We start from the raw sequence: 14,933 nt of genomic DNA on the forward strand, positions 1-14,933 counted from the left end.
CCGAGGTGGGGGTGGCGGCCGAGGTGGGGGCGGGGGTGGCGGCCGAGGTGGGGGCGGGGGTGGCGGCCGAGGTCGGGGCGGGGGTGGCGGCCGAGGTCGGGGCCGGGGTGCGGTCCGTGGCCGGGTGGTCCTGGAAGCCGTCCGAGACCGGGTGGCCCTAGAAGCCGTCCGAGGCCGGGTGGCCCTAGAAGCCGTCCGAGACCGGGTGACCCTGGAAGCCGTCCGAGGCCGGATGACCCTAGAAGCCGTCCGAGACCGGGTGACCCTGGAGGCCGGCCGAGGCCGGGTCCTGGTCGCGGGTTGTGTCGACCGCCGCGGCCGGCCCCGCCCCTGCCTCCGTCACCGCGTCCTCGCCCTCGCGGACTCCACGGGCCCCACGGGTCCCACGGGCCCCGCGCCGCCCCACCTGCGTCCGCACCGCGCCCATGCTCGCCGCGATGACCAGCGTGATGGCCAGCGCCTCGGCGACGGACAGGGCCTGGCTCAGGACCAGGAACCCGGCGACCGACGCGATGGCCGGTTCCAGGCTCATCAGGATCGCGAAGGTGTGCGCGGGCAGCCGCCGCAGCGCGAGGAGTTCGAGGGTGTACGGCAGCACGGACGACATCACCGCGACCGCCGCGCCGAGCGCCAGCGTGCCCGGCTCGACCAGCTTCGGCCCGGACACGGCGATCCCGAGCGGCAGGAAGAGCACCGCCGCGACGACCATCGCGAGGGCCAGGCCGTCGGCCTGCGGGAAGCGCCGTCCGGTACGCGCGCTGAACAGGATGTACGTCGCCCACATCGCACCGGCGCCGAGCGCGTAGGCCACACCGACCGGGTCGAGGCCGTCGAAGCCGCCCCCGCCGCCGAGCAGGAAGACACCGCACAGGGCGAGCCCGGCCCAGATCAGGTTCACCGCGCGGCGCGAGGCGAGGACGGAGAGCGCGAGCGGACCGAGGACCTCGAGGGTGACGGCGGGACCCATCGGGATGCGGGCGACGGACTGGTAGAAGAGGCCGTTCATGCCGGCCATGGCCACGCCGAACGCGACGACCGTGCCCCAGTCGGCGCGCGCGTACCCCCGCACCTTCGGCCGGCAGACCACGACGAGCACGAGCGCGGCGAAGAGGAGCCGCAGCGCCACGATGCCGACCGCGCCCACCCTCGGCATCACGCTCACGGCGATCGCGCCGCCGAACTGCACGGAGATCCCGCCCGCGAGGACGAGCCCGACGGGGCCGAGCGCACCGACGCGGCCGCGGAGGCCCGCCGTCCCCGCAGGGGTCGCGGCGGAGGGTGCCTGGTCGCTGCGGGAGACGTTCACGGGGAGCCTTTCCTGGTGCTCTGCGGCACTCCGGGGGTTTCCGGGGCGCGCATCCCGGGGTTCAACGGGGTTCAACGGGGTTCAACGGGGTTCAGTGTCCTGGACTTCATCGTCCATGAAAGTGCACTACGACAGGATTGTGAGGCCCTTTCACTGCTGTACGCAACCCTCGTCCACATGTCGAAGCTACGGCGCCCGGCACGGCGTGTGAAATGCCGACTGCGCTCTCGTTATGCTCGGCGGACATGACCAAACGGGCCAGGACCTCCGTCGAACTCCGCCACCTGCGCTGTTTCCTCGCCGTCGCCGAGGAGGGCAGCGTCACCCGCGCCGCCGCCCGCCTCCGCATCACCCAGCCCGCCGTGTCCCGCACGCTCGCCGCCCTGGAGGAGGCGCTGGACACACGCCTGGTGGACCGTTCGACGCATCACCTGCGGCTCACCCCGGCGGGCCGCGCCTTCCGCGACAGGGCGGCCGTCGCCGTCGCCGCCTTCGAGGACGCCCTCGACGCGGGCCGGGCGGCGCACCGCCCGCTGCGGCTCGGGCACGCGTGGTCGGCGGCGGGCCCGTACACGACGCCCCTCCTGCGCCGCTGGCGCGAGACGCACCCCGACGTCCCGCTGGAACTGCTGCGCATCGACGACCGCACGGCGGGCCTCGCCCGGGGCGCGGTGGACGCCGCGCTGATCCGGGGCCCGGTCGACACCGCCACCGCCACCGGCACGGGCACCAGCACCGGCCCCGGCACCGGCACCGGCACCGGCACTCCGGGCCTGGTCACGGAGCTGCTCCACATGGAGGCGCGGGTGGCCGCCGTCCCCGCGGACAGCCCGCCGGCCACCCGCGCCCGGCTGGACCTCGCCGACCTGACGAACCACACGATCGCCCTGAACACGGTGTCCGGCACCACCACGACGGACCTGTGGCCCGCCGACGCGCGCCCCACCACGACGATCACCGTCGCCAACACGGACGACTGGCTGGCGGCGATCGCCGCGTCCCGCGCGGTCGGCGTGACCACGACCGCGACGGCGGACCTGCACCCGCACCCCGGCGTCGTCTACGTCCCCCTGCCCGACGCCCCGCACGTCCCCGTACTCCTCGCCCGCCGCGACGGGCCGCCCGGCCACCCGGCCCTGCGCGACCTGTGTGCCCTGGTCCGCGAGGTCACGGGCCGGGACGCCCGGCACGGGATCTAAGGGCGCGCGGGCTTCAGCGGACCCGCCCGTACAGGTTCGGGTTGTACCAGCTGAAGGAGGAGACCCGGACGTTCTTGCCGGGCCGCGGTGCCTCCAGGTACTGGCCGCCGCCCAGATAGATCGCCACGTGGTGGACGCCGGACGCGCTGCCGTCACTGCTCCAGAACACGAGGTCGCCGCGGCGCAGCTGTCCCCGCGCGATGGGCTGCGTGGCGCGGTACTGGGCGTCGGCGACACGGGGCAGGGCGATGCCGGCCTGCCGGTACGCCGCCCTCACCAGGCCCGAGCAGTCCCACCCGTGCGGGCCGTTGCCGCCCCATATGTACGGGTCGCCGAGGTGGCGCATGGCATACGAGACGGCCGCCTCGGTGCCGTGGCGGCGAGGGGTGCCGGAACCGGTGGAACCGGTGTGCGGAGAGCCGGAGTTCTTGTGCCCCGTCGCACCCGCCGCACCCTTCGTGCCCTTCGCGCCCTTCCCACCCGTCACACCCGTCACACCCGTACGGCCCGTGTACCGCTCGTACTTGTACTGGTGGCTGGTCCAGTACCAGTGCCCGTTCTTCCGGTACCAGTAGACGCGGTCGGTGGCGTCCCAGCCCTGGCGGCCGCGGAAGACGGGCTCGGAGGCGGACGGGGACCTGCGCGTACCGGCGGACGCGCGCTTCCCCTTCGCGACCGCGGCTCCCTTGCCGCCGCGCGCCACGTACTTGTCGTAGTGCGACGTCCAGCGCCACCAGCCGGTCGCGTCCTTGTACCAGTACTTGGAGCCGTCCCAGCCCGCGTGGGACGGGGCGGGTTCCGCCGACGCCGTCCCGGAGGCGGCGCCCACCAGCACGGCAGCGCCGACGGCGGCGACCACGGCGCCGCGCACGGTGCCGCAGTGGCGCATGCTGGCGCGGCCCGGACCGGGTGCCGCCGCGCAGTGTCCGCAGGTGCAGTCGGCGGGGGTTGCTTCGGTGAATCGGGGAGTCTGCACGTGAGGCCCTCTCGTTCCGTTCGTTCCGTTGCGTTCCGTTCAGTGGGTGTCGACGGCGCTCCCCCGCGCCGTGTAGAAGGCCACGGTCAAGTCCTTGACCAGGGCCTTCCGTTCGTAGTCGTCGAGTGCGACGAGTCCCCGTTCGGTGAGCCTGCGGACGGTGTCGTCCACGGCGTCCAGGACCGACGTCAGCACGCTGTCCCGGTGCTTGGCGTCGATCGCGGCGATCTGGCGGCGCTGCATGGCCGCGGCGACTTCCGGGGCGTACTCCACGCGTGTGGGCCGGGCGGAGAACACCTCGATGCCGACGGCCCTGCACTCCGCGGCCAGCGCCCTGGTGAGTGCGTCGCCGACGGCTTCGGCGTCCCGCAGGGTCGGTACGTCGCCGTCGGCGGGGTCGCGGAACGTGTCCGCGGGCAGCCGTGACGCCACGCGCGCGGTCACCGCCTCGACCTGTTCCGCGAGGTAGGCGGTGTGGTCGTCGACCGCGAGGAGCGCCCGCGCCGCGTCCTTGACCTGCCACACCACCAGGACGACGACCCGCAGTTCCACGCCCTGCGCGTCGACGGCCGGGATGGGTTCGCTCCGCCAGTGCCGCAGCCGTACGTCGACGCGTCTGCGCAGCACGAGCGGGCTGATCCAGACGAGTCCGGTGCGCCGTACGCTGCCCCGGTACCGACCGAAGAGCGTGAGGGTCCACACGCTGCCCACGCGTCCCCGGGTGAGCCCGCCGAGCGCGAAGAGCGCGACGACTCCGCAGCCGCCGACGGCCGCCCACCGTGCCGGGTCGAGCTCGTGACGCGGCCGCGGCGGTTCGGGCACGCGCAGGAACTCCGTGGCCCGGTCGGGCAGGAACCCACCGGTCCAGGCGATCCAGCCGGCCCCCGCGAGCGCGAGAAGCGCCACGAACACGGCCCACCACCCGGAACACGCGGGACCCCGCCGTTCGACGAGCGCACGATCGGGCCGAGGCGGCGTCCCGGCCGGCACGCGCGCACGTTCCGGCGCGCCTCTCGACGTCTTGGGCGGCCTCGGCGGTTTCGACGGTTTCGGCGCCGTGGGCTGTCCGGCCGTGTCACCCCGGAAGAGGAGGTCCATGGGTATGGAGTCGTGACGGTTGCGTACGACGAACCCGTGCGGGGGCCCGGGCCCACCGCGCACGTCGGACCCTGCCGGCCGGGCGGGTTCCTTCAGCGCCCCGGAACCCCTCGGCGCCCCGGAACCCCTGGGCGCCCCAGGCCCCTTGGGCACCCCTGGTCCCTCCGGAACCCCGTCCTCTCCCGGCGCCCCGCCCCCCTCAGGCGCTACGCGATCCTTCGGTTCTTCCAGCACGGTGGCACACCTGACTTCTCGCGGGCACAGCAGAGCTGACGCCTCGGCAGATGATCATGAACCATGTCGATCCTGCCGCAACCGGACATCACCCCGGGCCCGCAAAGGTCATCTGTCCCCGGGACTTTGGTCCCGGGCGGCCGTGGAGCCCCCCGCCGCGATTCCCTCCGCGAGGACCTCCGCCAGGTGCCGTCCCCGTACCCCCGCCAGCTGTTCCAGCTGTGTCCGGCAGGAGAAGCCGTCCGCCAGGACCACCGCCTCCGCGTCCGCCCCCGTCACCGAGGGCAGCAGCTGCTCCTCGGCGCAGGCCTTGGACACGTCGTAGTGCCCGCGCTCGAAGCCGAAGTTCCCGGCGAGACCGCAGCAGCCGCCGCTCAGCTCGCCCGTCAGGCCCGCCTTCGTCCGCAGGCGTCGTTCCGCCGCGTCGCCGAGGACCGCGTGCTGGTGGCAGTGGGTCTGGCCGACGGCGGCGCGGTCGATGTGCGGCGGCCGCCACCCAGGGGCCAGTTCCTCCAGGGCCTGGGCGAACGTGCGCACCGACGCGGCGAGGCGGCCCGCGCGCGGGTCGTCGCCGAGCAGTTCCGCCAGGTCCGTCCGGAGCGCCGCGGCGCAGCTCGGTTCCAGGACGACGACCGGCGTGCCCGCGTCCAGGAGCGGCTCCATGCGGTCCAGCGTGCCGCGCAGCACCGCGCGGGCGTGGTCGAGCTGGCCCGTCGACACGTACGTCAGTCCGCAGCACACGCCCCGCGGCGGCACGGTGACGGTGAGGCCGGCGTCCTCGAGTACCGCCACCGCGGCCCGCCCCACCGACGGCGAGAGGTGGTCGGTGAAGGTGTCGGGCCAGAGGACGACATCGGGGCGCCCCACCGGAACGTCCGCCGCCGCGCGCACCCGCTTCTCCCACCACCGCCGGAACGTCCGCGGCGCCACCTCCGGCACGTCCCTCTCCGCGGCGATCCCGCCGATCCGCTTCCCGAGCGCGGCCAGCGGGCGGACGCGCGCGAGGGCGTTGACGACGCCGGCCGTGCGGGTCGCCGCGACGGCGCGCAGCCAGCGCGGCAGGCGGCCCATCGTGTAGTGCGCGGCGGGCCTGCGGCGGCCTTCGTAGTGGTGGTGCAGGAACTCCGCCTTGTACGTGGCCATGTCGACGCCCACCGGGCAGTCCGAGCGGCAGCCCTTGCAGGACAGGCAGAGGTCGAGGGCGTCCTTGACCTCCGTCGAGCGCCACCCGTCCGTCACCACCTCACCGGCGAGCATCTCGTGCAGCAGCCGGGCGCGGCCGCGCGTGGAGTGCTCCTCCTCACCGGTGACGCGGAAGGAGGGACACATCACGCCGCTCGATGAACCCGGCGTCGCTGTACGGCACTTGGCGACGCCCACGCACCGCCTGACCGCCGCCGAGAAGTCGCCCCCGTCGTGCGGGTAGCCGAAGACGACGTCGACGGGTTCGCGCGGCAGGGGTGCGAAGCGGAGGTCGGCGTCGAGGGGCGCGGGCCGTACGAGCATGCCCGGGTTGAGCAGGCCCGCCGGGTCCCAGAGGCCCTTCACGCGCTCGAAGAGACCGACGAGTTCGGGGCCGTACATCTTCGGCAGGAGCTCCGCGCGGGCCTGCCCGTCGCCGTGTTCGCCGGAGAGCGATCCGCCGTGCGCGACGACGAGTTCCGCGAGGTCTTCGGAGAAGGTACGGAAGCGGGCGACGCCCTCGCGGCTGATGAGGTCGAAGTCGATGCGGACGTGGATGCAGCCGTCCCCGAAGTGCCCGTACGGGGTGCCGCGCAGGTCGTGGTCGGAGAGCAGCGACCTGAAGTCCCGCAGATAGGCGCCGAGCCGGGCGGGCGGCACCGCGCAGTCCTCCCAGCCGGGCCACGCCTCGCTGCCGTCGCCCATCCGGGTCGCCGTGCCGCTGGCGTCCTCCCGTACGCGCCACAGCGCCCGCTGACCCGCCGGGTCGTCGACGACCGCGGCGTCCAGCGCGTCGGCCGCCCGCACGACCGCCTCGGCACGCGCGCGTGCCTCGGCCGCGCTCCCGCCACCGGTCTCCACGAAGAGCCAGGCGCCGCCCTCGGGCAGGCCGCTCTTCTGCGAAGGCTCGCGCACCAGATCCGCGGCCATGCCCTCGACGGTGAGCGGGCCGTGCGGAAGCAGGCCGGCCGCCGCTTCGGCCGCGGCGCTCTCGTCGGCGTACCCGAGTACGGCGAGCGCCCGTGCGCGGGGCGCTTCGACGAGGCGTACGTCGGCTTCGGTGAGGACGCCGAGCGTGCCCTCGGAGCCGCAGAAGGCGCGGGCGAGGTCCGTGCCGTTCTCGGGGAGCAGCGCGTCCAGGGCGTACCCGGAGATGCGGCGGGGCAGTTCGGGGTAGCCGGTGCGCAGGAGCGCCAGGTCGCCGTCGACCAGGGGGCGCAGGCCTTCGGGGGCGCCGTCCCAGCCGCGGGCGAGGCGGCGGCGGGCGCCGGTGCCGTCGATGACGGCGAGGGCGGCGACGTTGTCGGCGGTGGTGCCCCAGGCCACCGAGTGCGAGCCGCACGAGTTGTTGCCGATCATGCCGCCGAGGGTGCAGCGGCTGTGGGTGGAGGGGTCGGGGCCGAAGGTGAGGCCGTGCAGGGCGGCCGCGGCGCGGAGGTCGTCCAGGACGACGCCCGGCTGGACGACGGCGGTACGCGCCTCGGGGTCGAGGGAGACGACGCGGTTCATGTGCCGGGTGAAGTCGAGGACGACGCCGAACCCCGTGGCCTGCCCGGCGATCGAGGTCCCCGCGCCGCGCGGCACCACGGGGACGCCGCGCTCCCGGCAGACGCGGAGGACCGCGGCCACGTCGTCGCCGTCGCGCGGGGCGACGACGGCGGTGGGGACGCGGCGGTAGTTGGAGGCGTCCATGGTGTGCAGGGCGCGCGCGGTGACGGAGGAATCCACGTCGCCTCGGACGACGGCACGCAGATCTCCGGCGAGGCCTTCGGGGTCCGCGTACCGCTCCCCCCGGCCCCGCTCCGGACCGCCGAGGTCACCGTCGCTGTCGCCGTCGAGATCGCTCATGCCGTCCAGGATGCCCCCGCACGGCCCCCTCCCGACCACCCCGCCTCACGCGTTTTTTCACGATCCGGACGGGAAGATTCCCACCCCGGTCACTAACTCTCCTATAGTGATCTCGACTTGAGCAGAGTGTGTCGCTTCCGATCGAGGACCCCGATTGATGACCGCGCCAACCCCCCTAGCGCGCCCCGGGACGGAGCGACCTCCGCTGCGTCCGTCCGTGTTCGTCCTGCTGGCCGGCGCCCTGGTCACCGCGGCGCTCACCGGAGCCGCTGTCGCCCTCGCGCCCGAATCCGTACAGACCCCGCTGGCCTGGGGCGCGGGCGCCGCGTCCCTCGCGCTCAGCGCCTCGGTGACGCTGGCTTTCCACTCCCTGCGCACCAACGCCCTGCTGCGCCGACGCGTGGTGGCCGTCCAGCAGGAGGCAGCCCGGCTCGAACAGGAACAGGCCGCCCGCACCGCCGAGTTCCACCGCGAGCGGACCGCGCTCACCGAGCACTTCGTCCGTGAGCGCAACGACCTGACTGTGCGCGCCCGCGCCGCCGAGTCCGAGCGCGCCGCCGCCCTCGCCGCGAGCGCCAACGCCGCGGGCCGTATGCAGGCCCTGGCCACCGGCATGCTCGCCGACCTGCGCGAGATGGAGGGCAGGCACGCGGACGAGGACGTCCTCACCGACCTGCTCCACCTCGACCACAGGACCGCGCAGGCCGGCCGCATCGCCGACTCGGTGGCCGTGCTCACCGGCGCCCGCTCGGGCCGCCGCTGGGCCCGCCCCATCGTCATGGAGTCGATCCTGCGCGGCGCGATGGGCCGCATCGGCGGCTACCAGCGCGTGCGCGTCCACTCGGCCAGCGAGGTCGCCGTCGCGGGCCACGCCGCCGAGGGCGTCATGCACGCCCTGGCCGAACTCCTCGACAACGCTGCCAACTTCTCGCCGCCCACCTCCGAAGTGCACGTCTACATCGAGGAGGTGGCGGCCGGCGTCATCATCTCCGTCGAGGACAGCGGCCTGGTGATGGGCCCGGTGCAGCAGCGCCGCGCCGAGCAGGCGGTCTCCGGCGAGACCAAGGGCCTCGGCGGTCTCTCCGGCACCCGCCTCGGACTCGCGGTGGTCGGCAGGCTGGCCCGCAAGCACGGCCTGACGGTCTCGTTCCGCCCCTCGGCCCGCGGCGGCACGGGCGTACTCCTCCTCATACCGCAGGAGCTGCTCTCCCGCCCCTCGGAGACGGCCCCGACCCCGGTCCCGGCATCCCTGACGGCAGCATCGCCCACAACCACGGCGGCTCTCCCGCCCCCGGCCTCCGCGTCGAAGCGGAGCACCCCCGACTCCCCGGCACCCGCGAGCGCGCCGGAGGGGACGCGGGGGGATGTGCGCACGGAGCACCGAGCCGACCGTGACGTCCAGGAACTTCCGACGCGGCGCAGGGACGGCGAGTACGCACATCCCCCCGCGGCCCCGCACCCACAGACGCGCCCCGGGCGCCCGGCAGAAGACACGGCCGACGCACCCGGCACCCCCGGACCCGACGCCCCCCTCCCCAAGCGCCCCCGCGGCCGCACCCTCGCCGCCGCCGAGCGGGCCCGCGCCGACAGCGACACGGGAGAGACCCGGCGCCCCCGCGCCGCCACCGCCGCGGACACCGCGGCCCGCTTCAGCAGCTTCCGCCAGGCCGTCCGGCCCACGCCCGCGAACCCCTCCGAGGACGTACACACGGACGCCACAGCAACTCCCCCGCACCCGGAAGGCGAGACCCCCCGATGACCACCGGCAACACCACCGCCGCCGCGACCACTGCCACCACCACCACCGCCACCACCACCGACGCGAAGCTCACCTGGCTCCTGGAAGGCCTCCTGGAGCGCACCCCCGGCGCACGCCACGCCCTCGTGCTCTCCCGTGACGGCCTGAAGCTGTGCCGCACCCCCGAGCTCTCCGTCGACCAGGCCGACCAGCTCGCCGCGATAGCCGCCGGCATCCAGTCGCTGTCGCACGGCGCGTCCGCCGAGTTCGGCGACGGCAGCGGCGGGGTCCGCTCGGCGATGGCGGAGTTCTACGGCGGCATCCTCTTCATCGTCGAGGCCGGCGAGGGCGCGCACCTCGCCGTCATCGCCGCCGAGGACGCCGACGCGGGCCTCGTCGGCCACACCATGAGCGAGCTGGTGGAGCAGCTCGGCGAGCACCTGCGCGCCGCGCCCCGCGCCGACGGCGGCCCCCGCACGCTGCCCGCCTCATGAGCCGCCCCGGCCGGGACGACTCCCCCGACCGGCTGTACACCCTCACCGGGGGACGCAGCCGGTCGGCACCCGACGCCCCCTTCGACCTGGTGACCCTCATCGTCGCCGAGTCCGCCCCGGTGCCCGGGATGCAGTCCGAGCACGCCGCGATCCTGCGGCTCTGCGGACTGCCCACGGCGGTCGTGGAGATCGCCGCCGAACTCGGCCTGCCGGTGAGCATCACCCGCATCCTGCTGTCCGACCTGCTCGACGCGGGCCGGATCAGCGCCCGCCACCCGCGCGCGGCCGCCGACCACAGCCTTCCCGACCCCGACATCCTGGAGCAGGTGCTCGTTGGACTCCGCAACCTCTGAACGCAGCGCTACCGGGGCCACCCGAAGAGAACTGACCGCCACCGCCGACAACGGTCTGAAGATCGTCGTGGTCGGCGGCTTCGGCGTCGGCAAGACGACGCTGGTCCGTTCCGTCAGCGAGATCCGTCCCCTCAACACGGAGGAGACGATGACGCAGGCCGGGCAGGGCATCGACGAGACGGGCGGCCTCGAAGGCCTCGCCGGCAAGACGTCCACGACCGTCGCGTTCGACTTCGGCCGCATCACCCTCGACGCGCACAACATCCTCTACCTGTTCGGCGCCCCCGGCCAGGAACGCTTCTGGTTCCTGTGGGACCGCCTCTTCTCCGGCACGCTCGGCGCGGTCGTCCTCGTCGACACCCGCCGCCTGGAGGACTCCTGGTACGCGATCGACCGCCTGGAGCACCACGGCACGCCGTTCATCGTGGCCCGCAACGACTTCGGCAACGCCGCGCACACCCCCGAGCAGCTGCGCGAGGCGCTCGACCTCGACCCGGGCGTGCCGCTCGTCGACTGTGACGCCCGCTCGCGCGAGTCCAGCAAGAACGTGCTGATCACGCTCGTCGAACACCTTCAGTCGCTGTACGCAGCCCAGCGCGACGCCCTTCAGGAGACCGCCCAGTGACCTGCCCCGTTACCGGCGCCGGTGCCGCGCCCGTACCGCTCTCCGGACCGCGGTTCGCCACCGAACCCACCCAGCTGTACCGGGAGATGCGCCGCGACCACGGCCCCGTCGCACCCGTCCTGCTCGACGGCGACATACCGGCCTGGCTGGTCCTCGGCTACCGCGAACTGCACCAGGTCACCGCCGACCCGGTCCTCTACAGCCGCGACTCCGAGCTGTGGAACCAGTGGCCGCACATCCCCGCCGACTGGCCGCTGCTGCCGATGATCGGCCACAAGCAGCCGTCGATCCTCTACACCGTCGGCGAGCGGCACACCCGGCGCGCCGCGATGATCGCGCACGCCCTCGAAGCGGTCGACCCCTTCGAACTCAAGGCGCACGCCGAGCAGTTCGCGGACGAGCTCATCGACCGCTTCTGCGGCAAGGGGACCACGGAGATCGTCGCCGAGTACGCGATGCTGCTCCCGGTCCGCGTCCTCGCCCGCATCTACGGCTTCCCCGACGAACAGGGCCCCGGCCTCGTCACCGCCATGAACGACATGATCGACGGCCGCGAGCGGGCCATCGCCGGCGCACAGCACCTGGCCGAGTCGATGGCGCGGCTCATCGCCGACAAGCACGCGCGGCCGGGCGCGGACGTCGCCTCGTACATGCTGGAGACGCAGGCGTCCGACGGTGCCGACGGCTTCACGGACGAGGAGATCGCCCAGGACCTGATGGTGATGATGGCCGCGGGCCACCAGCCGACGGCCGACTGGATCGGCAACTCGCTGCGCCTGATGCTCACCGACGACCGCTTCGCCGCGTCCCTGTTCGGCGGCCGGCACAGCGTCGCCGAGGCCATGAACGAGGTCCTGTGGGAGGACACCCCGACGCAGAACGTCGCCGGGCGCTGGGCCTCGCGCGACACCCAGCTCGGCGGCCGCCGCATCAACTCCGGCGACCTGCTGCTCCTCGGCCTGGCCGCCGCCAACGCCGACCCGCAGGTCCGCACCGACGGCTCCGCCCTGACCGGCGGCAACAGCGCCCACTTCTCCTTCGGCCACGGCGAGCACCGCTGCCCGTTCCCGGCGCAGGAGGTCGCCGAGGTCATCGCGCGGACCGGCATCGAGGTCATCCTCGACCGCCTGCCCGACCTGGACCTCGCGGTGCCTGCCGACGCCCTGACCCGCCGCCCGTCGCCCTGGCTGCGCGGCCTGACCGAGCTGCCGGTGAGCTACACCCCGACCCCGACCTCAGCCCTTGGAGACCCCAGATGACGCGCATCGCCCTGGATCCGTTCGTCACCGACCTCGACGGCGAGAGCGCACGGCTGCGCGCGGCGGGGCCGCTCGCCGAGGCGGAGCTGCCGGGCGGCGTGCCGGTGTGGGCGGTCACGCACCACGCGGAGGCGCGGCACCTCCTCACCGACAAGCGCCTGGTGAAGGACATCAACGTCTGGGGCGCCTGGCAGCGCGGCGAGATCCCCGCCGACTGGCCGCTGATCGGCCTCGCCAACCCCGGCCGTTCCATGCTGACGGTCGACGGCGAGGAGCACCGCAGGATGCGCACGCTGGTCGCGCAGGCGCTGACGCCGCGGCGGGTGGAGCGGATGCGGGACCGCATCGCCGAACTGACGGCGGCCCTCCTCGACAAGCTCCCCGAGGGCCCCGAACCGGTCGACCTGAAGGCGGAGTTCGCCTACCCCCTCCCCATGTACGTCATCAGTGACCTGATGGGCATCGACGAGGCGGACCACCCGCGCCTGAAGGTCCTCTTCGACAAGTTCTTCTCGACGCAGACGCCGCCGGAGGAGGTCGTGGCGACGCTCGGGGAGCTCGCCGAGATGATGGGCAGGGTCGTCGCGGCGCGCCGCGCGGAGCCGGGCGACGACCTGACCAGCGCGCTGATCCTGGCCTCCGAGGACGGCGACCACCTCACGGACGCGGAGATCCTCTCCACCCTTCAGCTGATGGTCGCGGCAGGCCACGAGACGACGATCTCCCTGATCGTCAACGCCGTCGTGAACCTCTCCGCGCACCCCGACCAGCTCGCCCTGGTCCTCTCCGGGCAGGTCGGCTGGGACGCGGTCATCGAGGAGACCCTGCGCTACGCGACCCCCACCTCGCACGTCCTGATCCGCTTCGCCGCGGAGGACGTGCCCGTCGGGGACAAGGTGATCCGGAAGGGTGACGCGCTGATCGTCTCGTACGGGGCGATAGGCCGCGACGAGCACGCCCACGGCCCCACGGCGGACGCGTTCGACATCACCCGCACGTCGCCGACCCGCCACATCTCGTTCGGCCACGGCCCGCACGTGTGCCCCGGCGCGGCGCTCTCCCGCCTGGAGGCGGGCGTGGCCCTCCCGGCGCTCTACACCCGCTACCCGAACCTGACCCTGGCGGTCCCGCGCTCCGAACTCCGCAACAAGCCGGTGATAACCCAGAACGACCTGTACGACCTGCCGGTACGTCTTCGCGGCTAGCGCCGCGGCGGAAAATCCAGCCCCTCCGGCGTTTGAGGAGCGGGGCCCGGGGCGGAGCCCCGAGACGTCCACGCCGGGTGAGGGCGGGATCTCACCCGGCGGACACCACCGAGACCCCGCGCCCTGAGCCGCTAGGCTCCCCCCGTGGCTGAGATCCAGATTCCCGCTGACATGAAGCCCGCCGACGGCCGTTTCGGCGCGGGCCCCTCCAAGGTGCGTACGGAGGCGCTGGACGCCCTGGCCGCCACCGGCACCTCCCTCCTCGGTACCTCCCACCGGCAGGCCCCGGTCAAGAACCTGGTCGGCCGCGTGCGTGAGGGCATCAACAGCCTCTTCTCCCTCCCCGAGGGGTACGAGGTGATCCTCGGCAACGGCGGCTCCACCGCGTTCTGGGACGTGGCGACGCACGGCCTGATCGAGAACAAGTCGCAGCACCTCAACTTCGGCGAGTTCTCCTCGAAGTTCGCGAAGGCGTCGAAGCTCGCCCCGTGGCTCGCCGAGCCGACCGTGATCACGAGCGACCCGGGCACGCACCCGGACCCGAAGGCGGAGGCGGGCGTCGACGTCTACGCCTTCACGCACAACGAGACCTCGACCGGCGTCGCGGCCCCGATCAAGCGGGTCGAGGGTGCCGACGCCGGCTCCCTCGTCCTCGTGGACGCCACGTCCGGCGCGGGCGGCCTGCCGGTCGACATCGCCGAGACGGACGTCTACTACTTCGCCCCGCAGAAGTCCTTCGCCTCCGACGGCGGCCTGTGGCTGGCCGCGTTCTCCCCGGCGGCGATCGAGCGCGCCGAGCGGATCCACGCGTCGGGCCGCCACGTCCCGGAGTTCTTCTCGCTGCCCACGGCGATCGACAACTCCCGCAAGAACCAGACGTACAACACCCCGGCGCTCGCCACGCTCTTCCTGCTCGCCGAGCAGCTCGACTGGATGAACTCCCAGGGCGGCCTCGAGTTCACGACGGGCCGCACGGCCGCGTCGTCGCGCACGCTGTACGGCTGGGCCGAGGAGTCCAAGTACGCGACGCCGTTCGTCACGGACCCGGCGAAGCGGTCGCAGGTCATCGGCACGATCGACTTCGCGGACGAGATCGACGCGGCCGCGGTGGCGAAGGCGCTGCGCGCCAACGGCATCGTCGACACCGAGCCGTACCGGAAGCTGGGCCGCAACCAGCTGCGCGTCGCGATGTTCCCGGCGATCGACCCGGCGGACGTCGAGGCGCTGACCAAGTGCGTCGACTACGTGATCGAGCGCCTCTGACGCAGCGCTGCGTGACCGGCCGCGAGTTCGTCGTGGCCGGTCGCGCCCACGCGGCGGAGCCGCACATGTCACAGCCCCGGGGCCCCTGTTCGGGGGGGGGGGGAGCAATACAGCTCCACAGATCAGAAACATGAAAACCCCTCCCACCACCCG

At 73.7% G+C, this 14,933-nt stretch carries 11 protein-coding genes and 1 pseudogene; 8 read left to right on the top strand and 4 right to left on the bottom strand.

What is annotated here, in order from left to right; translation table 11 throughout:
- Positions 1 to 238: 238 nt before the first annotated feature.
- Positions 239 to 1,306 (bottom strand): EamA family transporter, encoded by a 1,068-nt coding sequence (locus AC07DO_RS19950; protein WP_479061250.1) that lies wholly within the window; start codon positions 1,304 to 1,306, stop codon positions 239 to 241.
- 245 nt (positions 1,307 to 1,551) lie between these two features.
- Here AC07DO_RS19950 and AC07DO_RS19955 point away from each other — a divergent pair, with 245 nt between their 5' ends.
- Positions 1,552 to 2,505: a LysR family transcriptional regulator gene (locus AC07DO_RS19955; RefSeq protein ID WP_479061251.1), complete on the top strand. Its 954-nt coding sequence runs from the start codon at positions 1,552 to 1,554 to the stop codon at positions 2,503 to 2,505.
- Between the two features lie 13 nt (positions 2,506 to 2,518).
- On the opposite strand, the gene AC07DO_RS19960 is transcribed toward AC07DO_RS19955, so the two are convergent.
- The 3 genes and pseudogenes from AC07DO_RS19960 to AC07DO_RS19970 all read right to left on the bottom strand — a co-directional run bounded on the left by AC07DO_RS19960 (position 2,519) and on the right by AC07DO_RS19970 (position 7,843).
- Positions 2,519 to 3,481: a C40 family peptidase gene (locus AC07DO_RS19960; RefSeq protein ID WP_479061252.1), complete on the bottom strand. Its 963-nt coding sequence runs from the start codon at positions 3,479 to 3,481 to the stop codon at positions 2,519 to 2,521.
- 39 nt (positions 3,482 to 3,520) lie between these two features.
- Positions 3,521 to 4,459, bottom strand: a pseudogene (locus tag AC07DO_RS19965) (SPFH domain-containing protein); the annotation flags it as partial.
- A gap of 462 nt (positions 4,460 to 4,921) precedes the next feature.
- Complete coding sequence (locus AC07DO_RS19970; protein ID WP_479061253.1) at positions 4,922 to 7,843, bottom strand: FAD-binding and (Fe-S)-binding domain-containing protein; 2,922 nt, start codon at positions 7,841 to 7,843, stop codon at positions 4,922 to 4,924.
- Positions 7,844 to 8,000: 157 nt separating this feature from the next.
- Between AC07DO_RS19970 and AC07DO_RS19975 the strand changes: the two genes are divergently transcribed.
- The 7 genes from AC07DO_RS19975 (at position 8,001) to serC (ending at position 14,780) form a co-directional block, all read left to right on the top strand.
- Positions 8,001 to 9,602: a sensor histidine kinase gene (locus AC07DO_RS19975; RefSeq protein WP_479061254.1), complete on the top strand. Its 1,602-nt coding sequence runs from the start codon at positions 8,001 to 8,003 to the stop codon at positions 9,600 to 9,602.
- Positions 9,599 to 10,075 carry a roadblock/LC7 domain-containing protein gene (locus AC07DO_RS19980; RefSeq protein WP_479061255.1) on the top strand — a complete coding sequence of 159 codons (477 nt, stop codon included), beginning with the start codon at positions 9,599 to 9,601 and terminating at the stop codon, positions 10,073 to 10,075. The genes AC07DO_RS19975 and AC07DO_RS19980 overlap by 4 nt, the downstream gene beginning before the upstream one ends.
- A complete protein-coding gene (locus AC07DO_RS19985; RefSeq protein ID WP_479061256.1) occupies positions 10,072 to 10,428 on the top strand; it encodes a DUF742 domain-containing protein in 357 nt (118 codons plus the stop codon). The genes AC07DO_RS19980 and AC07DO_RS19985 overlap by 4 nt, the downstream gene beginning before the upstream one ends.
- A complete protein-coding gene (locus AC07DO_RS19990) occupies positions 10,409 to 11,053 on the top strand; it encodes a GTP-binding protein (protein ID WP_479061257.1) in 645 nt (214 codons plus the stop codon). The genes AC07DO_RS19985 and AC07DO_RS19990 overlap by 20 nt, the downstream gene beginning before the upstream one ends.
- Positions 11,050 to 12,312, top strand: coding sequence for a cytochrome P450 (locus AC07DO_RS19995; RefSeq protein WP_479061258.1), 1,263 nt, complete (start codon positions 11,050 to 11,052; stop codon positions 12,310 to 12,312). Before AC07DO_RS19990 ends, AC07DO_RS19995 begins: the two co-directional genes overlap by 4 nt.
- Entirely contained in the window at positions 12,309 to 13,517 is a 1,209-nt protein-coding gene (locus tag AC07DO_RS20000; RefSeq protein WP_479061259.1) for a cytochrome P450 family protein, read from the top strand. The genes AC07DO_RS19995 and AC07DO_RS20000 overlap by 4 nt, the downstream gene beginning before the upstream one ends.
- Before the next feature lie 144 nt (positions 13,518 to 13,661).
- Complete coding sequence (gene serC, locus AC07DO_RS20005; protein ID WP_479061260.1) at positions 13,662 to 14,780, top strand: phosphoserine transaminase; 1,119 nt, start codon at positions 13,662 to 13,664, stop codon at positions 14,778 to 14,780.
- Positions 14,781 to 14,933 lie beyond the last annotated feature (153 nt).

The sequence above is a fragment of the Streptomyces sp. NPDC045678 genome (assembly GCF_056432085.1).